Origin of the sequence: Shinella sp. WSC3-e (assembly GCF_945994535.1) — a bacterium.
In the GTDB taxonomy this organism is placed as follows: domain Bacteria; phylum Pseudomonadota; class Alphaproteobacteria; order Rhizobiales; family Rhizobiaceae; genus Shinella; species Shinella yambaruensis.
Window position 1 is genome coordinate 368,027 of record NZ_OZ000530.1, and the last position, 26,027, is coordinate 394,053.

Consider the following 26,027-nt stretch of genomic DNA (forward strand, 5'->3'; position numbering starts at 1 on the left):
TCAGTCCTTGAACGACAAATGATTGAGCGGTCGCGTCTGCATCACCGGGTCGGCAACAAAGCCTTCCAGCCGCTCCGAGACGGCGTATTTCTCATCGGTGAACGTGATCGGGATGACGGGAAGTTCGTTCTGCAGGATTTCAGCCATCTCGCGCTGAAGCGGCAGGCGAGCCTCCGGATCGGTCGTGAGATTGTATGCGGCAACGGCTGCCCGCATCTCCTCGCTCTTCCATCCGGTGGCTCCGGTCGCATCTGTGCTGGGTTCGTCGGTCGCAAAGTCGCTGGTGAGGCGCGCCACCGGATCCGGCACCTGGTAGATCATGGTGCGGATGCCTAGTCCCAACTCGAGCGTCCCATCGTTCTGTGCTTCCGGGATAAGGCTGGATTCCCCGACCTGGATGGAGAGGTCAAAGCCGATCGCCTTTAACTGGGCCTGGAGTGCCTCGGCAATCACGGGCAGGTATGCGCGCTGCGGGAATGTCCGCATCATGCCGGCGAAGCGCGTGCCATCCTTTTCACGGATCCCGTCTGCCCCCGGTTTCCAGCCGAGCTCGTCGAGGATACGGTTCGCCTCGGCGACGTTGAGCGTCTGCGGCTTGAAATCCTCAAAATGCCATCCCTTCATCGCGGGCGGGAAATACTGGTTCGCGGCAAGGTCCTGGTTGCCCATGATCGTCCGGGCGATTGCTTGTCTGTCGACGGCAAAGCTGAGCGCGCGGCGAATCTCGACATCGGCGAACTGCGGTTTTTTGACATTGACCAGCATCATGACGACCCGGGGCACCGGTGCACGGACGATGTGCGTCTCTCCGGAGCGGTCGATACGCGAGACGGCCGTCGTCGGGATTTCCAGCACCAGATCGCCTTCACCTGCCAGCGCGATGTTCACGCGGGTCTCAGGGTTCGGTATGCCATCCACGCGGACACGCTCGATTTTCGCGACGTCACCCCAATAGCTGTCATGCCGAACCAGATCGAGGCCCTGCGGGAGTTCCGCTTTTTCGATTCTGTACGGTCCTGTCGCCACGATAGCCGTGAGTTCTCCGCTTGAAGCGAACGACGAGGGCGCAAGAACCGGAACGGCGGGGTCCAGGAGGTAGGCAAGGAATGGCGCGAACGGTTGCTCAAGCGTGAATGTCACGGTCCCGTCACCGGCGCTGACATCCTTGACCTTGGCGTTCTTGATAAGGTTGCCGGTCGGAAGGAGCGCCTTGAAGGATGCCGCGACGGCCTCCGGCGTCATCGCGGTTCCGTCGTGGAAGGTGACGTTGGGGCGCAGGAAGAAAGTCCATTTCAGGCCATCGGCCGATGTCTCCCAGCGCTCGGCCAGCGCCGGCAGCACCGCCGCCTCCGGATTCGTCTGTACCAGCGTCTCCGTGACGCTGTTGGCGCGAAGCTGGAACCCCCCGGTCTGGGTATCGAGCCGTTGCAGCTGGAACGGCTCCACGACGCGAAGCTCCTCCTGCGCAAAGACGGAAAAGGGGGAGACGAGCATCGCCGTTACGAAAGCGGAAAACCAAAGATTGCGAGACATGAAAATCACTCCGGAGCGATTGCGGTGAGAACGAAGAAGGTGATCGGGGTATCCGGATCGTCATAAACGGAGCCGTAAGGGTCGCCGGGCATCAGGTGGCGCCAGCTTTCAACGGAGCGGAAGCCGGCGCCAGCGATCAGCGCACGCGCATCGGTCTCGGTCAGACCGTTATAGAAGGGCAGGTTTGTCCCGAAGATTTCGCGACTGTTGTTGACGCGTTGGCGATACCAAAGCCCATCCGACAGCAGAAGTTTGCCGCCTGGCCGGAGGATTTCGCGCGCCAGGGTCAGTGCGGCCGGCGGGTTTTCGAGCGTCCACAGGACATTGCGTATCGCGACGGCATCGGCACTTGACGCCGGAAGCTTCGCTTCGTCCATGGTCGAGTGGATGAAGTCGATCTCAAGGCCGGCCTCGGCAGCAGCGGTTCTTCCATGAGAAAGCATTTCGAGAGAGCCATCGACGGCCGTGACACGATGGCCAAGGCTCGCCGCGAGGAGCGCGCACGCTCCGGTCCCGCACCCTAGATCGACGACGTCCTGAGGCCTGCTGCCGAGTGCGGCTTCGAACACTGCCCGCCATGACGAGGCGTCGCGCCGATGGGACGCCGCGGCGTCAAACTTCCATGCCCGAGCATTCCAATGCTCTGACATAGCGGTGGCAGTCGTCGGGGCAACACGTTCCATCGTGGGGTCCTTCGATAGCAGGTGCTGGTTGCTGCGTGGGTCATGACGTGGAACGCACCGGGCGATAGATCATCGCCGGCAGGCGCGCCAGGATGTTGCTTGCGAGCTTGCCGGGTCGATCGACGGAGCGGCACCAGCCGTCGTCAAGCTGAGCATAGAGCTGCGCAAAGCGCACGATGTCGGCCACGTCCTCGATTGGATCGAGGTTGAAGAAGAGCCAACTCGCCTTTTCGGGAGCACGAACGGCGACCGAGCACGGCTGGTCACAGCCGCCCATGCAGGCGGTTCCCGTAACCTCGAACTGGTCGGAGAGGCTCGTTTCGGCAATGGACGCGCGCAGGTTCGCGATCATGGTTCCGCCGGGCCGGCGGTAACGCTCCGTCCGTTTGCAGCCTTTGCAAACAAGGATCTGATGCGGCGCGGATTGAACCACGGAATAGGCAGGTGTCGCCACCGGCCGGGAAGATGCTTTCGCCATCACTGCTCCTGACCGGACTCCCCGCCCGGTTCGGTTTCATTCGTGATGGCAGGTCTCCTGACTTGCGGGTCGTCGCGTCCTCCACCTTCCCAGCGCCTCCGAACGAGGTTCACCAGTGGTCTTTGGAGGTTGCTCGCCGCTCACAGTTGCGGGGGCAGTCACGGTCTCGGCCCCTGATGGGTAGTCCTCACCGTGTTCCCTTTTCACCTGACGTCGCTTGGCATGTCAGGAACCATCGACGACACCGTAGCCAACAGTCAGCGCAAGTCAACGGCCTGATTTCGGCGCGTCACCCAATAACCTGTTGGAATAGAGTGGGCCGATCTTATTATTGGACGGCCGACTGCGCTCATCCCATAGTGCGCGTGTCGGACGAGGGAGACGTCGGTCCTCCCAAGCGTCACCCGGTCCGCCGCAAACAAGATGGGGAACAAAAATGATCAAGATCCTGACTCATGTTTCAATTGTCACCGCCTTCGCTTTGACTGCCTTGAGCGGTCAAAGCTTTGCTCAGAGTTTCGACGCCTCGGCGATCAAGGTCGAGGAGGTCTTGGCCTCCCGTTTGCCCGAAAAAATCAAGGCGGCCGGCGTCCTGACCATAGGGTCGGACACCGCCTATGCACCCTGGGAATTCCTGAGCGAGAAGGATGGACAGACGCCGGAAGGCATCGACGTCGACATTGCCAACGCGATCGGCAAGAAGCTCGGCGTCAAGATCGACTTTCAGACCTCGGCCTTCGAGGCCATTCTGCCCGCTCTCGGAACCAAGTTCGACATCGGCGTTTCTGCCTTTTCGATCACGAACGAGCGTATGAAAGCGGTCAATTTCGTCAGTTATGCCGACACGGGCAGCATGTGGGCCGTCAAGGCCGGCAACCCGACTAAGTTCGACCCAGCCGATATTTGCGGCCGCAAGATTGCCATCCAGTCCGGCAGCTACCACGAAAAGGCAGTCATCGCCGAAAATGATCTTTGCAAGCAGGCTGGCAAAGCCGAAATCGAGATTTTGCCATTCTCCAAGCAGCCTGAAGCGCTGACCCGCGTCGCTGCGGGCGGCGCGGACGCCACGGTCTCTGGTGAGGCCGGCATCGGTTATGCTGCCAAACAGTCGAGCGGAGCCTTTGAAACTCTCAAGCCGGCCGGCGGCGCGCTGAGCAAGCACGGTCCGAACGGGATCGCCGTTGCAAAGGCAGACATGGAACTGACGCAACTCATCGCAGACACCATCAATTCCCTGATTGCAGACGGCACCTACAAGGCCCTGCTCGACACCTGGGGCGTCGGCTCCGTTATCGTCGACAAGGCGCTCGTGAACCCTGAAGTCAAGATCTGAGCTCATGGCTTCCGATGTTGAAAACATTGCGACCGGCTTCAAGCCGGTCGCCGTAGAGAAGCCAGCGATCACGCGAAACATCGTGGTTCCGCGCCGTCATCCCGGCCGCTGGCTCGCGGTCGCGGTCCTTGCCATTCTCGCCCTGCAGATCGGCCAGGCGGTTTCGGTCAATCCCAACTTCCATTGGGATGTGTACCTGACGTACCTTTTTTCGCCGCAGGTCATTCGGGGCGTGGGATGGACACTTCTGCTGACGGTTGTTGCCATGACCGTAGCGATCGTTGTCGCTGGCCTGCTCGTTGTCATGCGAGACAGCGAGAACCCTGTTCTTCGCGGCATCGCCTATGGTTGGGTGTGGTTCTTCCGGGGCACACCGATCTACACCCAGCTGCTATTCTGGGGCCTCTTTGCCGTTCTCTTCCCCAATCTCAGCCTTGCAATTCCGTTCGGGCCAGAGATCGTCAGTGTCGAGACGAAGTACATCCTCACGCCTGCCATGGCCGCGATCCTCGGCCTTGGTTTCAACGAGTCCGCCTATCTCACGGAAATCTTCCGCGCAGGCTTCAACTCCCTCGACAGAGGGCAGGCCGAGGCCGCCCAGGCACTCGGGATGAAACCCGGAAAAATCTGGATGCGGATCCTGATGCCGCAGGCGATGCGCGTGATCATCCCGCCGACAGGCAATGAAACGATCGGCATGCTGAAGATGACGTCGCTCGTGCTCGCGGTACCGTTCACGCTGGACCTGACCTTCGCGACCAACGCGATTTCCAACAGGCTGTACCTGCCGATCCCGCTCCTGCTGGTCGCGGGTACCTGGTATCTCGCGATCACCAGCCTGCTGATGGTCGGCCAGCATTTTCTCGAGCGTCACTTTGGCAAGGGCGTTTCCGTTCATCCGACACGGGCGGAGTAGAGCCATGAACGCAAATATTTCCGAATTCTGCGTCGAAATGCAGAACATCCATAAGTTCTACGGCCCTGTCCATGCGCTCAAAGGCGTCGATCTTCGCGTGCGCCGGGGCGAGGTCTGCGTTGCGATCGGCCCTTCGGGCTCTGGCAAGTCGACGCTGCTCCGGTGCATCAACCAGCTTGAAAGCATCTCGGCCGGTCGTGTCCTCCTGAAGGGGGAGTTGCAGGGTTACGTCGAGAGGGACGGACGGTTTCATCCTCTTTCGTCCGGCCAAATCGCTGCCCAGCGACGCATGACAGGGATGGTCTTTCAACGTTTTCATCTGTTCCCGCACATGACGGCACTCGAAAATGTCATGGAAGGGCCGGCCCATGTCAAAGGTTGGCCGAAAGAGCAGGCGCGCAAAAAGGCCAACGAGCTCCTGGACAGGGTGGGGCTGGATGGTTTCGGCGGCCGCTATCCGGGACAGCTTTCCGGTGGTCAGCAGCAGCGCGTGGCGATCGCGCGGGCGCTCGCCATGGAGCCGGAGGTTATGCTGTTCGACGAACCGACCTCTGCACTTGATCCGGAACTCGTCGGTGAGGTCCTCGACGTGATCAAGGATCTGGCGATGAGCGGCATCACAATGGTCGTCGTAACCCACGAGATCGGCTTTGCCCGCGAGGTCGGCAATCACCTCGTATTCATGGACCAGGGACAGGTGGTCGAGGAAGGCCATCCACGAACCATGCTTGCCAGTCCGCAGAACCCGCGGACTGCCGCATTCCTATCCAAGGTTCTGTGAGCGGCCATGTCAGAGAGACGCGAAATGGGCTCAGATTGCGCCGCGCAGTTGTTTTATGAACTCCTCGAGGTTTCTGGAAGGAAGGCGATTGGGTGGCGTAATCAGCAGGGTGCGGAAATGCAGTGCCGGTTCGAACGGTCGCAGGACCAGCCCGTGGTCCACGTAGGGTTCTGCGGTGAGAGGATTGACGAGGCCAATACCAATGCCTGCGGCAACCATCGCGCAGATCGTCGTCGAGTAGGGCGTCTCAATCACCGGGCGGACCGTGACGCCAGCGCGCTCAAATACGGCTTCCGCCTCGCGCCGGGTCGTATCCTCCGGAGCAAGCGCTATGAACTTTTGTCCGTCGAGGTCGCTGGGATGTATGACATCCAGAGCTTCGAGCGGATGTCCCTGTGGCATGGCAAGCGCTACCCGGAACTGCGCGAACTCCTCGACCTCCACGCCCGTGCGATCGATCTCGTCGGCCACGATCCCGAGATCGAATTGCCCGGATGCGACAAGGTCCCGGACGTTCGAGGACATCCGTGCCTGGAAGGTGATGCCGACATTGGGATTGCTTTGCATGAAGGCGTGCAGGGCGCGGGGCAACACATTCGTCGACAAGGCCGAGAGGCAGGCAATTCTGAGCTCACCGGAGCCGTAATCCCGAATGCGTGCCGCCGCACCACGAAGATGGGTCAGACCAAGAAAAGCCTGCTCCACTTCGCGGAAGAACAACTGGCCTTCCTGCGTCGGCTGCAACCGTCCCTTGATCCGCTGGAAGAGATCGAACCCGAGCGACCGCTCCAGTTCCTGGATCATCTTGCTGACCGCGGGCTGCGAGACGTGCAGCACGTCCGCGGCCCGCGCGGTCGTGCCGTTCGTCATCACCATACGAAATACTTCGACCTGCCTCAGGTTCATCGTAGCCACCTCTACAGACCAGCAATAACTTCAGCGAATAGCAGTAGCGCAAAGCGTGCCGTTCCGGAATTGATTTCCGAGCGCGTTCCGAGCGACCTCAGAAAGGTTCATCCATGAACGATCTCACCCAATGCGTTCTTACGCCGAGCGTATCGATGGACGGTTTTGCGCCGCTTGGTGTGGGGGTGCACCGCGCCTCGACGATCGTGTTCGAGGATGCCGCCGCCTACGCCTCTCGCGGCGAGCGCGGGCATGAGGGGTATTCCTACGGCCTCTATGGCACGCCGACGACGCGCACCCTCGAGGCGAAGCTGACGAGCCTGGAAGGAGGCACCTGGACGTTTCTTGCGCCTTCCGGCCAGGCCGCAAACGCATTTGCCGTGCTGCCATTTCTCGCCGCCGGCGACCATATCCTGATTGCCGATACGGCCTATCCGCCCATGCGCGACTTTGCCACTACAGATCTGCGCCGACTGGGTGTCGAAGTGGGCTTCTTCGATCCGAAATCCCCTGATGACGTTCGTGCGAAGATGCGCGCGACGACCAAGATCGTCTGGTGCGAAAGTCCGGGTTCCTCCACGATGGAAATTCTCGATTTGCCGGCGATCGCCCGGATCGCCCATGAACATGGTGCGCTTGTCGGCGTCGACAATACCTGGGCGACACCGCTCAATTTCAAGCCCCTGGAGCATGGCGCCGACATCGTGACGGAAGCGCTGACCAAGTTCGTCTCCGGCCATTCTGATGTCTTGATGGGATCGATCACGATCAAGGATACGGAGCTTCTCAAACCGATCCGGTCCCTGATCGGGCGAATGGGCATTGGTGTCTCGCCCGATGATGCGTCACTTGTCCTTCGCGGCTTTGAAACCTTCGGCGTTCGGCTACGCCATTCGGAGCGGGTGGCACTCCAATTCGCGCGCAAGATCGAGCTGCACCCGCTCGTGGAGCATGTCCTGCACCCCGCGCTCGAAACCTCGCCGGACCATGCCCTTTGGAAGCGCGACTTCCTCGGATCGAGCGGCGTTTTCAGCATCCTGTTCAAGAATGAGGCGATCGCGCATATCCCCGCGGCGCTCGACACGCTGAAGGTGTTTGCAATCGGTGCCTCCTGGGGCGGGACACGTAGTCTCGCCGCACCTATGTCGATCGATGGTTTTCGCAGCGCCACAAGCTGGTCCGGCCCGGACGTGATCTTGCGCCTGAGCATTGGACTGGAAGACGAATACGAGCTGTGGGCCGATATCGAGGGATTGCTCGCGAGCCTCGATCAGGCGGTGACGAACGCGGAAACCCGCGCGGAGCGGCACACCCTTCGCCACGGTTGACTTGAGCCGACCTGCATTTCGAGGTTTGGAAAGGAAAGATCCCATGTCAAGAATGGATGAAGTGCTGCGCGATATAGACGGCAATTTCGATACGGCGGTTCGAAAGCTGCTCGAACTGATCGCAATACCCTCGATCTCCAGTGAACCGGAAGGCCGAGATGGCATAGAGCGCGCCGCATCCTGGTTGAAGGACGAGTTGTCATCGATCGGCCTGCCTGCGGAAATTGTTCCGACAAGTGGCCATCCTCTCGTGCTCGCGCGATCATCGGGGGCACCAAACGGGGCGCGGCCCAAACTGCTCTTCTATGGCCATTACGATGTCCAACCCGTTGGCGATCCCGGCCAGTGGACGCATGCTCCTTTCGAGCCGCGTGTCAGGGAGGAAGAAGGCCTTCAGCGCTTCTACGGGCGAGGGGCCTCCGATAGCAAAAGCCAGCTCTGGACGTTTATAGAGGCTCTGCGCGCGTGGAAACAGGTGCATGGCGCGTTTCCGGCCGATATCATCGTCCTTCTCGAGGGTGAGGAAGAATGTGGGTCTCCAAGCTTGCCGGAGTTCATCGAAAAGCATCGCGATCGGCTCGACTGTGACGTCGCGTTCATTTGCGATGCGGAGATGTGGTCCCCCGCCCAGCCGGCAATCACCACGCAGCTCAAGGGCCTGGTGCATGAACGTGTCAAGGTTTCGGCGCCAAATCCTGATCTACATTCCGGTCACTATGGGGCGGTTGCCGCAAATCCCATCCGAATCCTGAGCACGATCCTTGCCGGACTTCATGACGAAGAGGGTCGGGTGACGATCGATGGTTTTTACGACGGCGTAGAGGAGATTCCGAATGTCGTCCGGGAACAGTGGCGAGAACTGGCAAAGGAGCCGGATCTCTATGGCGGCGTAGACCTGACCGGTGGCATAACAGAGGCCGGATACTCCGCGCTCGAAGCCATGTGGGGGCGGCCGACGGTGGACATCAACGGCATCACCGGCGGAAACCAGGGACCAGGCGAACGTTCGGTCTTGCCCGGCTCCGCGACAGCTCGGCTTTCCTTCCGCCTCGTCGCCGGGCAATCTCCGGAGAAGATCAGGCAGCAGTTTCAGCGCCATGTTCGGTTCAGGCTTCCGCCGGGCTGCAGCGTGGAGTTCGAAGGCTCCGGCGGCAGTTCCGCCGTCGTTCTCTCGCAGCACAGTCCTTTTCTTGCTGCTGCGGCGCGCGGTCTGCGGGAGGAGTGGGGCATGCCGGCGATCTTGCGCGGAACCGGTGGCGCGATCCCGCTCGTGCAACAGTTCAGCGACGTTCTTGGCGCGGAATGCGTGGTCATAGGCTTTATCCTGCCATCTGATGCCATCCACGCCCCTGATGAGCGATACGACACTGAACGGCTGCTGAAGGGCGCACGAAGCTGGGTCAGGATTTTTGGAGAGATCCAAAACCATGCCGCAGCAGGATAGCCAGCCGATGCCGGAGGAAGCGATCGCAACCCGTGATGCTGCGGTCCAGCCAGCACTGCGGCTGGAAGAAGACGCCATCGGCACACGCCTGATCCAGGACAGCGTGGCCTATGGTATCCAGACCGTGCGCGCGACAGAGAACTTTTCCATTTCCGGTCGGACGATTGCCGATATCGAAGGATTCGTTCCTGCAATCCTCACCATAAAGCTGGCCGCGGCAAGGGCGAACCATAAGGCAGGCGATCTTGATGGTCGCCTCGCAGATGCGATCGAGGCCGCTGCGCTCGAACAGCTTCGCGGCATTCGTCGGGAGGACTACCCGGTCGACATCTATCATGGCGGGGGAGGGACGGCTGCCAATATGAATGTCAACGAGGTGCTGGCAAACCGTGCAAGCGAAATCCTGACCGGACGCAAAGGATTTGATCCGGTCCATCCGAACACGCATGTCAACATGAGCCAGTCGACCAATGACGTCATCCCGGCAGCGATGAAGATTTCCGTTGGAAACGAGCTGTCGAAGCTGAAGGATGTTCTCACCGGGCTTATCGGGGTGTTGGCCGACAAGGAGCGCGAGCTGGCCGGCGCCGTGAAGCTGGCACGCACTTGCCTGCAAGATGCCCTGCCGATCACGTTCGCACAGCAGTTCTCGGGCTATCGCGCAGCCTTCGAGCGCCAGGCGCGGGAGCTTGAAGTCAGCGAGATGGCATGCTGCGGTCTTCCTCTCGGTGCAACCGCGGTCGGTACGGGATTTGGCGCTTCTGCTGACTACCGACGCTTGGTGTATGAGGAACTGCAGGCGCTGACTGACACGCATTACCATCAAGAGGAGAACCTGTTCGATGCACTGCAGAATGCAGATCATTGGATCCGTGTTTCCGCGGTCCTGAAGGCGATCGCCATCACGCTTTCGAAGCTTTCCGCCGATCTACGGTTGATGGCCTCGGGACCGCGGGCCGGGTTCGGCGAGATTTCGTTGCCGGCCGTCCAGCCCGGCTCTTCGATCATGCCAGGCAAGGTCAATCCGGTAATGCCGGAGATGATCATGCAGGTCGCATTTCGGGTGATCGGAAATGACGCGACGGTAACGCGTGCCGCGGAGGGTGAACTCGACCTCAATGTCTGGGAATCGATTATCCTTGAGGCAACCAGCGAATCCATTCGCCTTCTGAGGCAAGGCATACCGCTATTCGTCGATAGATGCCTCTCCGGCGTCCAGGTGAACGTTGATCGCACCCAGGACGATGCATCCAGGTCTTTAGCGCTATCGACAGCGCTTGCAGCGATCTACGGGTATCCGGCTGCTTCAGCGGTCGCGAAGCATGCGGCGTTGCAAGGGTTGTCTGTCCGTCACGCTGCAATCGCTTGCGGGCTTATGAACGAGAGAGAGGCCGACGACCTGTTTGCGGATATTTCGGTGTTTGCCGATCCGAACCGGTGCGCGAATCTTGTCGCGAGCTTCAGACGCCTGGTTTCCGGTTCAACCATGCAGCGGCCCTCGGCTGGTGTCGGGCCATGACGGCATGAAGGCACTCTTCTCGCCGCCCTTCGTGCGCGTCTGGCTGGGCAGCACCGCCTCCGGTCTTGCCACGTGGGCCCTGCCGTTCGTTCTCGGACTGGCCGTGCTCGATGGCCGATTGTCCGCCGCTGACCTTGGCCTTGCTCTGGCGGCGCGCACGATTGGCTTTCTTGTCGCTGTCCCTATCGCAGGTGTCCTCTCCGATGAAAGAGGTCCAAGACAGATTATATTTGTATCGGGGGTGGTCGCCGCCGGCAGCATCCCGATCATGATCGCAGGCCTCTATGCGCATGGGGTCAGCGGTCTTCTGTTGCTTTTGGCAGGAGCGTCTGTGATCGGGGTCGGGCAAGGGGCGTGCCGACCCGCCTACCAGGCGATCATCCCGGAGATCGCCAAATCAGACCGACTTCAGGCTGCCAACGCCGTCATGAGCATCGCGGTGCGTGTGACAAGCATTCTTGGTCCAGCGACCATCAGCTTCGTCGCGCTCTGGAGCGGAACGGTCGCTGCCTTTGGTGTTATCGCGCTTCTTTGGCTGGCAAGTGCGCTGATGCCCCCGAATGTGACAGGCAGGTCTACAGGATTGCCCCGCGGCGAGGGGCTCACCTTCGGGCGGTTGGTCCGGGATTTTTGTGAGGGCGCGCGGGAGGCGCGTGGTCATCCCTGGTTCATGGCCGGTCTTTTGTCGCTCACGGTAACCGTTGCGGCAGGGTACTCTGTCACCTCGGTGTTGCTGCCGGGCATAAGTCAGGAAGCGTTCGGCAGCGCGGCACTTATGACGAGCACGGCCACCGCCTACATGGTCGGCGCCCTCGCCGGCGCCCTGCTTATGGCACGATGGCACCCTCGCCGTCGAGGATGGGTGGCCTTGGCTGGACTCGCACTATACGGGCTCGTCCCCTTCAGCTTGCTGTTCGCTGACATCAGGATCATCCCGATCCTCGCCTATTTCGTGGCGGGTGTCGGTATCGAGATCTTCAACGTGCCATGGTTCACGTCCGTCCAGAACGAAATACCGCCGAACCGACTGTCGCGGGTGTCGTCGATCGACTTCCTTTTTTCTTATGGCCTCGCGCCGTTAGGCTTGGCGCTGATCGCACCGCTCGCGACCGTCCTTGGCCGAGACGTGTTGCTCATCTGCGTCGGTCTGGCGTGCCTGTTCATCCCTGCAGCGGCAGCACTTGCGCCAACCGCACCTTCCTTTTCCAAGCGGCATTCTCCAGCGAGGGGCGCGTCGGGCGAACATGGTGGTCACGGGGATCATCTCTAGCCCAACGCGATGATCGCCCTGACTTTTCGAACTGCTGCAAGAGCTCGTTGGGGCGTCGGTCCCCAACAAGGCAGTCCCGATCAGACAGAACGCATTTTGGTTATTGCATCGTCCGTTGTTGTACGACACGGTGAGCAACTTCGGTCGCCTGCCCGAAAGCCGATGAACATCTCCGTCCATGATCTGTCGATGAACGTCGTCACGTAGCCGTGCATACTTCCGGCGACTTTGATCTAGTCAAATTACAGGATGTTATTGACATCCCTCGATAACGGCCCGCGTTCTGGCGGGGCTCAGGCTCGTGCCCCTTCAAGAGCTTTGCTCGTCTCGTGGCTTACGACACGTCCTGCCTATTTCGGATCGACGACTACCTGCAGTGCCGCTCCTTGAGACAGCCCAGATAGAGTAGCGATCATCCCGTCTGTGTTCGTGTAGATGTCCGGCGCGCTGTTTCAAGGCGCAAGGGATGCCGGGCCTCCTTGTGTCGGCGGACAGGGGGGCCTCATAACACCAGATTATACCCGAACCCATTATATTTCATTTGAAGCCTTCCGGTGCCAACCTAGAATGAAACGACGAAAATAGCTGTCCTATAGCTATAAATAAAGGATAATTGTTTCGGGAGGGGCATGTGGAGTTCTGTAGAAGAGAATTCTCCGGTAAGAGCTCGGGTATGCTTGAGGGAGTCAGGATAGTTGACCTATCAAGACTTGTTGCCGGAAACTTCATAACTTTAAAAATGGCGGATTTTGGTGCGGATGTAATAAAGATAGAGAATACGAGGGATGGAGATCCTTTCCGGAAGTGGCATGGAGCGGGTGTAGCGCTTCACTGGAAGGAATACAGCCGCAACAAGCGGAGTCTCACGCTCGATCTGCGCAGCGAATGCGGCAGGGAGATATTGTTCAAGCTTGTTGAGACGGCGGACGGCCTGGTCGAGAACTTCCGGCCAGGCACTCTGGAGAAGATGGGGCTGCACCCCGACCTGCTGCTGGAGCGCAATCCGCGCCTTGTTGTGCTGCGCATATCGGGCTTCGGCCAGACCGGCCCGTATCGCTCCTATGGCGGGTTTGGAACTCTCGTCGAGGCGATGTCCGGCTATGCCGAACGGTCCGGCTTCGAGGATCGCGAACCCGTGCTTCCGCCCTTGGCGCTTGCCGACAACGTGACGGGCCTGACCGGCGCCATGGCCATGATGATGGCTCTCTATCATCGGGACGTGAAAGGTGGTTCCGGCCAGGTGATCGACCTGTCCCTGCTCGAGCCGATGTATGCCATCCTCGGCCCGGAGGCTTCGCGCTACAGATTGACCGGGACCGTGAAGAAGCGGGTCGGGAGCGCATCCAGCACGTCTTCCCCGCGCAACGTCTACAAGACCAGCGACGATCGGTGGGTGGCCATGTCCGCCTCCATGCCCACCATGGTCGCGCGTCTGTTCCGGGCGATCGGGCGCGAGGACATGCTGAGCGACCCCCGATACAGCACCAACACGGAGCGCTTCAAGCACCGCCATGAGGTCGATGCGATCGTCGGCGGATGGATCCGGGAGCGGACCCTCGACGAGAACCTCGCCTTTTTCCGCAAGCATGAAATCACCGTCGGGCCGGTCTACAACATCAGCCAGATCGTCGAGGATCCGCACTTCATCGAGCGCGAAATCCTGGTGGAGGTGCCGGACGAGGAGCTCGGCTCGCTTCCCATGCACAACATCTTCCCGCGCTTCTCCAAGACGCCGGGCGATTTCTATCGTCCCGCACCCAAGCTTGGCGAACACAATTCGGAAATCCTGGAAGAACTGGGTTTTGACGAAACGGCGCGCAGCGCATTGCGCGAGGAGGGGATCATTTCATGACCACGCTCAACGCTCCCGCACCCTCGCGGCTGGGGTCCGTGCTTCGCTCGCTGCTGTTCGTGCCCGCCATTAACGACCGGTATATCGACAAGGCGCATACCCGGGGCGCCGACGGCATCGTTCTCGACCTAGAAGACAGCATCGCCGATTCTGAAAAGGCGGCGGCCCGGCGCAAAGCGCCGGCGGGGCTCGAAAGGCTTGCGGCCAACGGGGTGCGCAATCTCCTGGTGCGGATCAACAGTTCGCCGCGGCTTACCGTGCATGACCTCGAAGCGGTCGTCGTTCCGGCCCTCGCTGGGGTAATTCTGCCGAAATGCCGGTCTGCCGACCACGTCCGGGCAATCTCGGAGATCATGCTTTCGCTGGAGCTCGAGCGGGGATTTGCACCCGGCTCCATCGCGCTCGGCGTGCGGGTCGAGACGGCCGACGCCTTCTTTCACATGCACGAGATCGCCGCCGCCGATCCCCGCGTCGCGTTCTTCGGCCTCGGCGGGGAGGATTTCAGCCTCGCCATCGGCGTCGAGCCTTCGGTGGACACGCTGCTTTATCCCAAGCAGCAGGCTGTCATCGCGGCGAGGGCCGCCGGCGTCAGCCCGATCGGGCTGATCAGCTCCGGCGCCGACTTCACCAATCTCGATGCCACCAGGGACGTCGTCCGCCAGTCGCGGCGCTTCGGGTTCCAGGGCGCCTCCTGCATCCACCCGGCCATCGTGCCGATCCTCAACGAGGAGTTTTCGCCCTCGCCGGCGGATGTGGAGCGGGCCGAAAGGCTCGTCCAGGCCTTTCGCGACGGCATAGAGGCGGGAACCGCGTCCGTGAGCTTCGAGGGCAAGATGGTCGACTATCCCGTCGCCTTTCGCGCCGAGCGACTGCTTGCGGACCATGCCGCGATCGCGGCCCTTGCAAAGACCGCATGATGCCGCGGCTGCCTTGCGGGCAGCACGCTGGCTGGAGATTTCCGGCGAGTTAGAGAGTGGAGTGGACGATGGTCCAGCTGAAAATCGAGCGACTCACGAAGACCTTCGGGACCGTGCGCGCCGTCGATAATATCGATCTGGCCGTCGAGGAGGGCGAGTTCCTGACCCTGCTGGGGCCGAGCGGTTGCGGAAAGTCGACCACGCTCGGGGCCATCGCCGGCCTCGACCGCCCTGACGGCGGAAGGATAACGCTTGGAGACCACGTCTTCTTCGACGGTGCGAGCGCGACTTTCGTGCCGCCGGAAGGGCGCGACATCGGGCTTGTCTTCCAGTCCTATGCGCTATGGCCGCACATGACCGTTCGCAAGAACCTGGAATTCCCGCTCTCCTTGCGCAAGGTGCCCGCCGCAGAGCGCAACCGGCGCATCGAGGAAGTGCTCGATCTCGTCGAGATGGGCGACTACGCCGACCGCTACCCGTTCGCCCTGTCCGGCGGGCAGCAACAGCGCGTCGCTCTCGCCCGCACCCTCGTCTACCGGCCACGCCTGCTGCTGCTGGACGAGCCGCTTTCGAATCTCGATGCGAAACTGCGCGAGCGGGCGCGTCTCTGGCTGCGTGACATCCAAAGCCGGATCAGCGTCACCACGGTCTACGTGACGCATGACCAGACCGAGGCGCTGGCGCTGAGCGACCGGATCGCCGTCATGAGCGGCGGCAGGATCGTCCAGCTCGCCAGCCCGGCGGCCATCTACCATGCGCCGGCAAGCCCCTTCGTCGCCGACTTCATCGGCAGCGCGAACATTTTCAGCGGCGAGATCCTGCATGTGGAGCAGGGGACGACGCGGCTGCAACTCGATGGCGGGCGAACGCTTGTCACACCCTCGCCGCCGCCGGAGGGCACGTCGGGCAGGGTGATGATCGCGGTGCGGCCCGAGAAGATCCTGTTTGCCCGGGACGCCGCCCGGGCCGGGGCGGAAAATGTCTTCGAGGTCGACATCGAGGCGCGCTCGTTCCTGGGCGCACGTCACATGGTGCTGGCGCGGCTGGGGGATGTCGCGCTGAGGATCGAATGCGAGTGGGAGCCCGGCACGCAGGTCGCCAGCATCCACATTCCCGCCGAAGCCTGCGTCCTCTTCGACGCACCGGCGCCATCGGGCAAAGCGGCCGCGGTCGAGGAGGCGGCCTGACAGTATAAATGAAAACAAGGGAGGAACCACAATGTTTGAAAGAAGACAATTCCTGGCGCTGACCGGTGCCGGTGCACTGGCGGGCATGTTCCCGTCGATCCTGAGGGCCCAGGCGGCCCTGCCGAACGGTTATCCCGCGAGCTATCAGGAAATCGTCGAGGCGTCCCGTTCGGAGCCCAACCTGCTGATGTACGGCGGTGTCGCGCCGGCCCAGATGACGCGGCTCTTCGACGGGTTCAAGAAACTCTATCCCTGGCTCTCCGTCGATTATCTCGAAGGCGACAACTACGGCGTCATCGAGCGCTATCTCAACGAGGTCGGCACGGGCAGCCCGACGGCGAGCCTCATCTTCGCCGCCGCTCCGGATGCCTGGCTCAACCTGATTACGCGCAACGAGGTGCTCGACTACGCATCGCCGGAAACCCCGGCCTATGCGGACCACGCATCGTCGCCCCATCCGGGCCTTTACACCGGCGGCGGCGACCCGGTGGTCTTCATGTGGAACAGCCTGGTGGTGCCCGAAAACCTGCGCCCGACCCGCTTCGAGGACATGGTCGAGGTCGTGCGCAGCCATCCGGAGATCTTCAACGGAAAGCTGACCAGCTACGGCGCGCACCTCACCGGCTTCGGCTACAGCGTGCACTATACGCTGGCAAAGCACCACGGCGACAAGATCTGGGACTGGTATGGCGTCGTCGGACCGCAGACCCGCTATGAACGCTCGATGGGCACGATGATCGAGAAGACCCTGTCGGGGGAATATGCGCTCGCCTATCTCGCCGCCAACCAGAGCGCGCGCGTGGCCGTCCAGGACCCTTCCGTGGCGGATATCCTGGGCATTTCCTATACGCTCGACGGCTGCCCGATTTCGGTCCGCGGCCTTGGCATCACGAAGAGCGGCAAGAGCCCGAACGCCGCGCGGCTCATGCTGGACTACCTGCTCTCGCGCGACGGCCAGATCGCCTATGCGAGCGCGGGCAAGCTACCGGCGCGGATGGACATCCGGCAGGAGGAGCTCGACGGTGCGGACATCCGGTCCTCGTTCGTCGAGCAGGTCGGCGAGGCGAACGTCCTGCCCATCGGTTACGATCCCGAGATGCCGAAGCAATACGAGACGTTCGTCGCGAAGTGGAAGGCGGCCAACGGCATCGCCTGACCGGCATTCCGTTGCCGGCCAGCTGCGAAAAGCGCGATGCTCCGGGCCTGACAGCCCGGAGCGTCCGCCTCGACGAGGACCTCCGGCGTGGCCGGTACTCCCCCTTTACCGACACTCTGTTTCCGCTGGGCTTCTTCGCAGTTCAGCGGCGGAAATTGAGGATTCCTGCACATGGCGCAGTTCGCAGACGGGACCACCGATCAGGCAAACGCATCGTTCCGGCCGCGCTCCTTCGGGATCGACCGGTCCACACTGATCCAATATGCACTTTACGCCTTCACGATCGTCCTCGTCCTGGGGCCGATTTCGCCGATCATCTACCAGTCCTTTGTCGACCGGCCCCTCTATGACACCGGCCAGCAATACACGCTCGACAACTATATCCGGCTTCTTTCGTCCCCGGTGTTCCTGGAAGCTATCTGGAACACTCTCGTTTTCGCGCTGCTGTCCACCCTTATCGGCACGTCGATCGGCGTCATCGCCGCGATCCTGATCGGGCGGACGAACATGCCGGGGCGACGGTTCCTGAGCGGGCTACTGCTCTGGCCGATCTTCATTTCGCATCTCGTCATGGCCTTCGGCTGGTTCATCGTCTACGGCCCGGCCGGATACATCACGCTGATGATAAAGTCCGTTCTCGGCGTCGAGCCGTGGAACCTCTATTCGCTCGGCGGTATGTCGCTCATCGCCGGCGTCTCGATCGCGCCGCTGACCTTCCTCTACTGCTCGGCGTCGACGGCGCTCTCCGAGGCGACGCTCGAGGATGCCGCACGGACCTGCGGGTCCGGTCCGTTCCGCACGCTCTGGGCGGTCACCCTGCCGTTGCTGTTGCCGGCGATCTTCTACAGCATCATCCTGAATTTCACCGGCGCGCTGGAAATGCTGGCCATTCCGCTCGTCTTCGGCGAGCCGGCCGGCATCAACCTCTTCGCGACGCTGCTCTATACCCAGGGCTTCGCCGCGGCGCGGCCGGACTACGGCATCGTTTCGACGGCGGCGCTGTTCCTCATCGTCGTCATCTTCCTGCTTCTGACATTGCAGCGGCGGATGCTGCGCAATTCGCGCCGCTTCGTCACCGTCGGCGGTAAGGCCAGCCGGCGGCGCACCGTGGAACTCGGCCTGTTCCGCTGGCCGGCATTCCTGCTGCTTTTTACCTATGCGGTGATTTTCATCGGCGTCCCGCTCGGCATCCTGTTCCTTCGGGCGAGCGTGTCTGTCCTTACGCCGCTCGCGCCTTTCTGGCATTATTTCACGTCGAGGCACATCGTCGCGGCCTTCTCGTACGAATCCAACATCCGGGCCATCGTCAACACGCTCGTCATCGCCGCACTCGGGGCGGCGATCGGGACGTTCTTCGTCGCCATGATTACCGTCGTGGTTCACCGTTCGCAGTTCCGCTTCCACCGGAGCTTCGAATATGTGGCGCTGTTGCCGCGCGCCATTCCGGGGCTCGTGGCCAGCATGGGGTTCTTCTATGCCATGGTGATCATCCCGCCGATGGGCTGGCTGCGCAGCACCATCTGGATCCTGATGCTGGCCTATATCATGCGCTTCATTCCGCTCGCCTTCGGGGCCCTGTCGCCAAGCCTCATGCAGATCGGCAAGGAGCTCGACAGCAGCGCCCGGGTGATCGGCGCGGACTGGTGGCGCACGACGAGGACGATCGTCCTGCCGCTGATGAAGCCGGCCATGTTCTCCAGCTTCGCCCTGATCTTCGTCTTCTGCCTGAAGGAATATACGACCGCCGTCTTTCTGTTCACGCCGGGCAACGAGGTGCTGGGGGCCTCGTTGCTGCTGTATTGGGCAAACGGCAACATGGGAATGGTCGCGATGCTCTCCACTGTGCAGATCATCCTCACGATGTTCTTCATATATGGCGCACGCTCGCTCTTCGGGGTGAAATTCGGTGGCTAAGGTCTTTCTCCAGAGCGGCGGCGGGCGATGACCGTGCGCTCCAGCCTTTCTGCGATCCTTTCCGCGCTCCGGCATCCCAACTACCGGCTCTATGCGACCGGCAACGCGATATCGCTCGTCGGAACCTGGATGCAGCGCCTGACCGTCGGATGGCTTGCCTGGGAGCTGACGGGATCGGGTGTCTGGCTGGGGCTGATAGCATTCTCGGACCTGTTTCCGACCGTCGTGGCGGCGCCCTTTGCCGGCACGCTGGCGGACAGAAGGGATCGCCTGCGCATTCTGAATGTCACGCAGAGGGCGGCCATGGCGCATGCATTGCTGCTCTTCGGTGCGACCGTGACGGGCGTCATCAATATCTGGCTGCTGTTCGCGCTGACGCTGTTCCTCGGAACGGTATCGGCCTTCGACCAGCCGGCGCGGCTTGCCCTTGTTCCCTCCCTTGTCCCGCGGGCCGACATTCCGGTTGCGGTCGCCATCAATTCCATCGTCTTCAACCTCGCCCGGTTCATCGGCCCGGCAGTCGCCGGCCTGCTGCTGTACTGGTCCGGCCCCTCGATCGTGTTCGCCTCCAATGCCGTGTCGTTCATCGCGTTCCTGGTCATCCTGTCGAAACTGGATATCGTGTCCGATAATCTGCCGGCCGCCCGGTCCGGCAATTTCATGCAGCGAATGGCGGAGGGGCTGCGGTATCTCGTCACCAATGCCGGTCTGCGGGTGCTGCTGGTGACACTGATCGCGGTCAGCGTCGGCGGCCGGCCGATCGTCGAGCTCCTGCCGGGTTTTGCTGCCGATGTCTTCCGATCGGGATCGACGAGCCTGGCGATCCTGACCGCGTCCATGGGGGTGGGGGCGATGCTCGCAGGCCTCAGCATCAACGCCCAGGCCTCCCCGCGCGCGCTCGTCGGCATGATCGTCGCCAGCGCCGCGCTGCTTGCGATTGCCATCCTCGTCTTCGTCTCGACGTCCTCGCTCTGGATCGCCGTGCCCGCACTGGTGGTGGCGGGCTTTGGCATGGCCCGCGCGTCGATCTCGGCCCAGACCGCGATACAGCTTTCCGTCAAAGCGGAAATGCGCGGTCGGGTGCTCGCCATCTATGGCCTGATTTTCCGTGGCGGTCCGGCGCTGGGAGCGCTCGGCATGGGCCTGGCGTCCGCGCAATTCGGATTGCGGTGGCCGGTCGTCGCCGGGGCCGCGCTGTTGCTGGGGGGCTGTTGCTGGGCGTTTCCCCAGCGCGAACACATCATTGCGTCGCTGGAAGAGGAGGGCGGAGCGTAGTCGCACGAGGAGAGCGAGACGGGGGTCCGTTTGCGGGCACAAGCGATTTGCGGGAATACAGCGGCTTCCATCCGTGCGAAAACGGGGCGGGCTCATGGAAAACGACGGCTCGACCCGTTCGGGAGGAACGATGAACATACGGCAGCTTGAGGTCTTCTGGGCAATCATGCGCACCGGCAGCGTCACCGGCGCCGCGCAGATGCTGGGCATATCGCAGCCGGCGGTGAGCCGCATCCTGCGCCACACGGAAGACCAGCTGCGCATGAAGCTGTTCATCAGGCGCAGCGGCAGAATCCATCCGACGGAAGAGGCCAACCATCTCTTCGTCATCGCCGAGACCATCTTCGACAACATCAGCAAGGTCAGGCAGGCGGCTCTCGATTTCCGCGACAGCCTGTCGGGCCGCATGCAGATCGCCGCGACGCCCAATCTGGCCGCCACGTTCCTGCCCTTGCCCGTCGCCCATTTCATGAAGGACCGGCCGCGCGTCGAATTGTCGGTGAAGGTCCTGACGACGACCCAGGTCACCACGCGCGTCTCCCTGCACCAGGCTGATGTCGGTATCCTCTACGGCCCGGTCAAGGATCCTTCGATCGTCGCTGAGGATCTGTGCGCCATGGATCTCATCTGCCTGATGAAAGCCGACAACCCGCTGGCGATGAAGTCAGAAATTCATGCCGCCGATCTGGAAGACGAAAGGATCATATCGTTTCACCGGACGACCCCTCCGGGCGGCGCGGTCCGCAGCTTGTTCCGGACCGTGCTTCCCGGCAAGACCATCGATGTGGAATGCGATCATTCCATCGTCGCCCTGTCATTGGTGCATGGCGGAATGGGCACGGCGATCGTTCCGCCGCTGCTGCACCTTTCCCATGTTCTGCCGGACGTCGTCGTGCGCCCGTTCCGCCCGGCGGTCTCGATCACGCCGCTGGTGATCTATCGGAAAATGCCGTCGATTTCCCGGTTGACCGCGGCGCTCATCAAGGAGCTTCATGAGTTTGCCGACAGACAGGCCTGTGCCGGCCTGTCGTAGGCAAGCATAAGAAGGCTATCTCGACCGGGCGCCTTCGCGGAACTTTGCCAGCGTACCGCCCCGCATCACCTGTCCGGGCAGGGGATGGCCGACGATCCGTTCCGCCAGCAAGGCGCATTCGATCAGGGCGTCGAGGTCGATCCCGGTCTCGATCCCCATTTCGTGGCACATGAAGACCAGGTCCTCCGTGCTGATATTGCCGGCCGCGCCGCGATGGGCCGCGAAGGGGCAGCCGCCGAGCCCGCCGACGGCCGCGTCGAAATAGACGACACCCATTTGCAGCCCCGCAAAGGCATTGGCGATGGCCATGCCGCGCGTATCGTGCAGGTGGAGGCTGACATCGAATTCGGGAAAACGGTCCTGAACGGCGCCGACGACGCGCTTGATCGTGTTGGGCGTCGCCCAGGCCATGGTGTCGGCAAGCGAGACGACATTGATCGGCAGATCGTGCTCGACGATCAGCGCCTTGAGGGCGCCGATTTCTGAAAGAACCCTTTCGACCGGAATCTCTCCGGCGAAGTTGCAGCCGAAGGCAGCGGTGACCGATGCCTCGCTGACCGGTATCCCCATGTCCTTGTAGCGGCCTATTTCATAGCGCGTATATTCCAGATGCTCTTCATGCGAGCGATTGAGGTTCTTCTTCAGGAAGGCATCGGAAGGATAGGCGCGGATCTTGCCTGCGATCGTCAGCCGGTCGCGCAGCGCCCAGGCGCGCAGCAGGCCGATCTCGTTGAACCAGATCGACGAATACTCGACGCCAGGGGTAAGGGTCATCCCGCCGACCACCTCCTCGGCATCGGCCATGCCGGGCACGCGCTTCGGATTGACGAAGGAAACGGCCTGTATGTATTTCAGCCCCGTCCGGCCGAGGGCATCGATCAGCGCGATCTTGTCGGCGGCCGCGATGGGGCCGGGCTCGATCTGGAAGCCCTCGCGCGGGCCTTCTTCCGAAATCACCACCGAGCTGGGAAGCGTCATGGGTCTCTCCATCTTCACGGGCTGGCCCGGCCGGCCGTGTACGGTTTTATAAAATCTGCGTCCGGACAGGGCGCCCGGCGCGATGATCCTCGATATTGGCCACCACGAATGCCGCCTTCGCCCGGATCACATCGAGGCCGCCGCCGCCCACATGGGGCGTCACAATCACGTTGGACAGCGACAGGAGGGGCAGGGACGCCGGCGGCGGCTCGGCGGCAAGGACATCGAGCGCGGCAAAGCCGAGCCGCCCTTCGGCAAGGGCGCGCGTCAGCGCGTCCTCGTCGACGACGGCGCCGCGCGCGGTGTTGATGAGAATCCCCTCCGGGCCGAGCCGGTTCAGGAGGTCTTCCGTCACCATGCCCCGGGTCTGGGGGGTGAGCGGGCAGTGAAGGCTCACGATCGAGGCCTCGTCGAACAGCCTCTCGACATGCGGCGTATGGCGCAGCGATCCGAATTCGCAGGCGGAACTGTCGAACGCGTCCGCGGCAAGGTCGACCTCGCGCCGCGTGTGCACCAGGACATGGGCGCCGAGCGTTCTCAGCCGCCATGCTGTCGCCCGGCCTATGCCGCCGTAGCCGACGACGCCCACGGTGCTTCCCGCCAGCTGGCGGATCCGGCCTCGATATTCCCAGCGCGGCCACGCCCGTTCGCGGCGCACGCCGTGATCGAGATCGGGAATGCGCTTGAGGGCCGCGAGGATCAGCGCGATGGCGTGTTCGGCGACGGCGCTGTCGCTTCCGACCGTGCATACGGCCAGTGCGATGCCCCGCGCGGCGCAGGCCGCCGTATCGATGTCATCGGAACCGACGCCGAACTTCTGGATCATCCGCAGGCGGGTAGCACGCTCGAAAAGCGCCTTGTCGAGCTTCTCGCCATAGACGATCAGGTAGTCGAAGAGGGGAGCGCTTTCATGGAAGCGGCCGCTTCCGGCCGCCCCGTCGCTCGAAACCAGCGTCCATGTTTGCGGCGTCGCCGCCGCGATGATGGTCTGGACCTCCGGATTGTGCGGCATCAACAGGCCGACTGTGATCCCGCTCATCATGCACGGCTCCGGAACGGCGGCATCCTTGCGTCACGCGGCGTCATACCAAGCCTCCGCGTCCGAGGGACGGATATTGGTGAGCGTGCCGGAAAAATGGCGCAGCGCATGCGGCTGGTAAGGGAACTTTCTCGCCTCGTCGAGATCGAGGTTCAGACCGAGCCCGGGCCGGTCCGACAGTTCGAGGCAGCCGTCGCGGAACGTGCAGCCCTCGTCGGCGATGCGGCGGCGCCATGGCACGTCCGTCACCATGATCTCCAGGGAGCCCATCGCGTCCCAGGCCATCGCCATGTGCATGGATGCGGCATGGCAGACGGGGCCGTTGGGATTGTGCGGGACCATCGGCAGGCTGAGGCTGTCGGCCAGTCCGTTGACGAGCACCATCTCGCTGAATCCGCCGATATGGACGATATCGGGCTGCAGGACGTCGACGGCTCGCGCCTGCACGAGACTGGCGACGTCGAACCGCGAGTAGCACCGTTCGCCGGCGGCAATCGGAACATTGACCGCTCGGCGCACCTCGGCCATCTCGAACGGCCGGCCGGGCGGTATCGGCTCCTCGAACCAGCTGACCCTGAATTCCTCCAGCGCGCGGCCGATCTCGATTGCGGTATTGACGTTGAAACGGCCATGCCCCTCGATCATCAGGTCGATATCCGGCCCGACGGCGGCACGAACCGCAGCGACATATTCCATCGAGGCGTTGATATCCCCGCGGTTCATCGTCTGGTAGGCCTTGCCGAAAGGGTCCCACTTGAGGGCGCGGAAGCCGCGATCGACGATCGAGACGGCCTTTGCGGCAAACTCGGCCGGTGTTTTCGCGCCGACATACCAGCCGTTCGCATAGACGGGGATGCGGCTTCTGACGCGCCCGCCGAGAAGGGCATAGAGCGGGACGTCGAGCGCTCGCGCCTTCGCATCCCATATGGCGATATCGAGTGCGCTAAGGGCAGCCGACATGACCGGTCCCGTCAGCCAGTAGCTTTCCCGTTGCAGGTTTGCCTGGATGACCGCGGCGTCGAGGACCGACTGTCCGATGAGCCGTTCGCTCCATAGGGCGATGATGGCGGCGACAGCCGTTTCCGTGCCGATCAGCGTCGATTCTCCATAACCGCGCGTGCCATCCTCCAGCGTCACGACGACGAAAACCCAGTTGGTGCGGAAATTATCGACGGTGATCGAAGATATGTCTTTGATTTTCATGTTTTCTCTTCCCTGAAAAACGCAGCGCCGACGTTTGATACGCTATGACCAGGGGTCAACCTGGAAGTGCGACACGGCATCCTCGTCGAAATCGAAGCCGAGACCCGGCTGCTGTGGCAGGTCGACGTTTCCGCCGTGCAGATGCAGGCGCCTGTCGAAAAGCTTTCCGACCGGCACGATGGAATCGTCCGGGAAATATTCGAGGAACAGGGCGTTTTGTGTGGAGGCGACAAGATGCGCGTGAATGTCCTGAAGCGAATGCGGGGCGATCGCGACGCCCGAACTTGCCGCCGTCGCGGCGATCCTGCGGAATTCGGTGACGCCGCCGCAAACCGCCACGTCGGGCTGGAGAACGGTGATGCGCGCGCGCTCCATCAGTTCCCGGTGCCCCCAGCGTCCGGCGACCAACTCTCCGGTCGCGATAGATACGGGCAAGGCCGCAGCCAGCCGGGCGTGATTGTCGTTGTCGTCCGGACCGAACGGCTCCTCGATGAGAAACGGACGATAGTCGAGCATGGGCCTCAACGCCTCGAGCGCCGATGCGAGGTTGTTCCATGCATTGTTGGCGTCGAGCAGCAGTAGCCCGTCGTCGCCGAGGGCGGCGCGGGCCGCGGCGACCCGCGCGAGGTCGACCGAGGGGGCGGCCGCGCCGATCTTGATCTTCACGGCCTTGAACCCCGCCGCCACATAGCCTGCGACCTCGTCGCCAAGATCCTGGGGGGTCTTGCCTTCCGCATAATAGCCGCCGCTCGCATAGGTCGGGATCGTGCCCTTCGACACTGCGCCGAGATAACGCCAGAGCGGGAGGCCGCTTTTCCTCGCGTTCCGGTCCCAAAGGGCGATGTCCACCGCGCTCAGCGCCCGCATCACCGCGCCGGTCCGCCCGTTGAGAAGGGAGTCCTGGTACATGGCCTGCCACAGGCCTTCCGTGCGGTGCGGATCCTCGCCGGCGAGGAGGGGGCTGAACAGTTCCCTGACCGCCGTCGTGGCCAGCCCTCCATAGCGCGTGCCGCCATGGCAGATGCCGATGCCGATGCTGCCATCCGTGCACCGCACCCGCACGAGAGTATACCAGCGCTTCTCGATGCGGCGTGTCGACAACTGGACCGGCTTGGCAAGCGGCAGATTGACGGTACAGGCTTCGATCGCCGCTATCACGCTCATGTCAGTCTCTCCTCCTCCTTGTCACGAGCCCGGCCGCTGGGGCCTGCAAGCGGATCGTGAGGTGATGGGACCTAACAAGACGCGTGATTGTGCTTCAAATTAAATATTTATGGCGCGG

22 protein-coding genes and 1 riboswitch are annotated in these 26,027 nt (G+C 62.3%); of the genes, 14 read left to right on the forward strand and 8 right to left on the reverse strand.

The genetic code is table 11. The features are described 5' to 3' along the window. Genes AABF56_RS01850 through AABF56_RS01860 form a run of 3 tightly spaced genes read right to left on the reverse strand, consistent with a single transcriptional unit; the run spans position 1 to position 2,694 of the window. The gene (locus tag AABF56_RS01850; protein WP_272804706.1) at positions 1 to 1,533 is read right to left on the reverse strand and encodes an ABC transporter substrate-binding protein; all 1,533 of its coding nucleotides are present in this window, start codon (positions 1,531 to 1,533) and stop codon (positions 1 to 3) included. Between the two features lie 5 nt (positions 1,534 to 1,538). Further along, positions 1,539 to 2,216 carry a class I SAM-dependent methyltransferase gene (locus AABF56_RS01855; RefSeq protein ID WP_272804707.1) on the reverse strand — a complete coding sequence of 226 codons (678 nt, stop codon included), beginning with the start codon at positions 2,214 to 2,216 and terminating at the stop codon, positions 1,539 to 1,541. 40 nt (positions 2,217 to 2,256) lie between these two features. After that, positions 2,257 to 2,694, reverse strand: a complete 438-nt coding sequence (locus AABF56_RS01860) for a DUF1636 domain-containing protein (RefSeq protein ID WP_272807416.1) — start codon at positions 2,692 to 2,694, stop codon at positions 2,257 to 2,259. A gap of 30 nt (positions 2,695 to 2,724) precedes the next feature. Continuing rightward, a riboswitch (cobalamin riboswitch) is annotated at positions 2,725 to 2,946 on the reverse strand. A 184-nt stretch (positions 2,947 to 3,130) separates the two neighbouring features. Between AABF56_RS01860 and AABF56_RS01865 the strand changes: the two genes are divergently transcribed. From AABF56_RS01865 to AABF56_RS01875, 3 genes are read left to right on the forward strand one after another with little or no spacing between them, the layout of a single operon-like run. Then, complete coding sequence (locus tag AABF56_RS01865; protein ID WP_272804708.1) at positions 3,131 to 4,027, forward strand: ABC transporter substrate-binding protein; 897 nt, start codon at positions 3,131 to 3,133, stop codon at positions 4,025 to 4,027. 4 nt (positions 4,028 to 4,031) lie between these two features. Continuing rightward, positions 4,032 to 4,943: an amino acid ABC transporter permease gene (locus tag AABF56_RS01870; RefSeq protein WP_272804709.1), complete on the forward strand. Its 912-nt coding sequence runs from the start codon at positions 4,032 to 4,034 to the stop codon at positions 4,941 to 4,943. Positions 4,944 to 4,947: 4 nt separating this feature from the next. Next, entirely contained in the window at positions 4,948 to 5,724 is a 777-nt protein-coding gene (locus tag AABF56_RS01875; RefSeq protein ID WP_244767714.1) for an amino acid ABC transporter ATP-binding protein, read from the forward strand. A gap of 30 nt (positions 5,725 to 5,754) precedes the next feature. On the opposite strand, the gene AABF56_RS01880 is transcribed toward AABF56_RS01875, so the two are convergent. Next, positions 5,755 to 6,630, reverse strand: coding sequence for a LysR substrate-binding domain-containing protein (locus AABF56_RS01880; protein ID WP_244767713.1), 876 nt, complete (start codon positions 6,628 to 6,630; stop codon positions 5,755 to 5,757). 113 nt (positions 6,631 to 6,743) lie between these two features. On the opposite strand from AABF56_RS01880, the gene AABF56_RS01885 reads away from it, so the two are divergent. The 11 genes from AABF56_RS01885 to AABF56_RS01935 all read left to right on the forward strand — a co-directional run bounded on the left by AABF56_RS01885 (position 6,744) and on the right by AABF56_RS01935 (position 21,525). Then, the gene (locus tag AABF56_RS01885; RefSeq protein ID WP_272804710.1) at positions 6,744 to 7,958 is read left to right on the forward strand and encodes a trans-sulfuration enzyme family protein; all 1,215 of its coding nucleotides are present in this window, start codon (positions 6,744 to 6,746) and stop codon (positions 7,956 to 7,958) included. 43 nt (positions 7,959 to 8,001) lie between these two features. Then, on the forward strand, positions 8,002 to 9,402 hold the full coding sequence (locus tag AABF56_RS01890; RefSeq protein ID WP_272804711.1) for a M20/M25/M40 family metallo-hydrolase: 1,401 nt from the start codon (positions 8,002 to 8,004) through the stop codon (positions 9,400 to 9,402). Next, positions 9,386 to 10,921, forward strand: coding sequence for an aspartate ammonia-lyase (locus AABF56_RS01895; protein WP_272804712.1), 1,536 nt, complete (start codon positions 9,386 to 9,388; stop codon positions 10,919 to 10,921). Before AABF56_RS01890 ends, AABF56_RS01895 begins: the two co-directional genes overlap by 17 nt. Positions 10,922 to 10,925: 4 nt before the next feature. Further along, positions 10,926 to 12,191 carry an MFS transporter gene (locus AABF56_RS01900; protein WP_272804713.1) on the forward strand — a complete coding sequence of 422 codons (1,266 nt, stop codon included), beginning with the start codon at positions 10,926 to 10,928 and terminating at the stop codon, positions 12,189 to 12,191. Between the two features lie 673 nt (positions 12,192 to 12,864). Beyond that, positions 12,865 to 14,043 carry a CaiB/BaiF CoA transferase family protein gene (locus AABF56_RS01905; RefSeq protein WP_272804714.1) on the forward strand — a complete coding sequence of 393 codons (1,179 nt, stop codon included), beginning with the start codon at positions 12,865 to 12,867 and terminating at the stop codon, positions 14,041 to 14,043. Further along, entirely contained in the window at positions 14,040 to 14,960 is a 921-nt protein-coding gene (locus AABF56_RS01910; protein WP_272804715.1) for an HpcH/HpaI aldolase/citrate lyase family protein, read from the forward strand. Before AABF56_RS01905 ends, AABF56_RS01910 begins: the two co-directional genes overlap by 4 nt. A 68-nt stretch (positions 14,961 to 15,028) precedes the next feature. Next, a complete protein-coding gene (locus tag AABF56_RS01915) occupies positions 15,029 to 16,147 on the forward strand; it encodes an ABC transporter ATP-binding protein (RefSeq protein ID WP_272804716.1) in 1,119 nt (372 codons plus the stop codon). A 31-nt stretch (positions 16,148 to 16,178) separates the two neighbouring features. After that, positions 16,179 to 17,303: an ABC transporter substrate-binding protein gene (locus AABF56_RS01920; RefSeq protein WP_272804717.1), complete on the forward strand. Its 1,125-nt coding sequence runs from the start codon at positions 16,179 to 16,181 to the stop codon at positions 17,301 to 17,303. A gap of 171 nt (positions 17,304 to 17,474) precedes the next feature. Further along, complete coding sequence (locus AABF56_RS01925) at positions 17,475 to 19,217, forward strand: ABC transporter permease (RefSeq protein ID WP_272804718.1); 1,743 nt, start codon at positions 17,475 to 17,477, stop codon at positions 19,215 to 19,217. A gap of 27 nt (positions 19,218 to 19,244) precedes the next feature. Continuing rightward, positions 19,245 to 20,492 (forward strand): MFS transporter, encoded by a 1,248-nt coding sequence (locus tag AABF56_RS01930; protein ID WP_272804719.1) that lies wholly within the window; start codon positions 19,245 to 19,247, stop codon positions 20,490 to 20,492. Between the two features lie 130 nt (positions 20,493 to 20,622). After that, entirely contained in the window at positions 20,623 to 21,525 is a 903-nt protein-coding gene (locus tag AABF56_RS01935; RefSeq protein ID WP_272804720.1) for a LysR family transcriptional regulator, read from the forward strand. A gap of 15 nt (positions 21,526 to 21,540) precedes the next feature. Here the strand turns inward: AABF56_RS01935 and AABF56_RS01940 are convergent, their stop codons facing one another. From AABF56_RS01940 to AABF56_RS01955, 4 genes are read right to left on the reverse strand one after another with little or no spacing between them, the layout of a single operon-like run. Beyond that, positions 21,541 to 22,503 carry a hydroxymethylglutaryl-CoA lyase gene (locus tag AABF56_RS01940; protein WP_272804721.1) on the reverse strand — a complete coding sequence of 321 codons (963 nt, stop codon included), beginning with the start codon at positions 22,501 to 22,503 and terminating at the stop codon, positions 21,541 to 21,543. Between the two features lie 46 nt (positions 22,504 to 22,549). After that, entirely contained in the window at positions 22,550 to 23,542 is a 993-nt protein-coding gene (locus AABF56_RS01945) for an NAD(P)-dependent oxidoreductase (RefSeq protein WP_272804722.1), read from the reverse strand. A gap of 33 nt (positions 23,543 to 23,575) precedes the next feature. Further along, entirely contained in the window at positions 23,576 to 24,745 is a 1,170-nt protein-coding gene (locus AABF56_RS01950; protein ID WP_272804723.1) for a mandelate racemase/muconate lactonizing enzyme family protein, read from the reverse strand. Positions 24,746 to 24,787: 42 nt separating this feature from the next. Further along, on the reverse strand, positions 24,788 to 25,909 hold the full coding sequence (locus tag AABF56_RS01955) for a mandelate racemase/muconate lactonizing enzyme family protein (protein ID WP_272804724.1): 1,122 nt from the start codon (positions 25,907 to 25,909) through the stop codon (positions 24,788 to 24,790). Between the last annotated feature and the right edge of the window lie 118 nt (positions 25,910 to 26,027).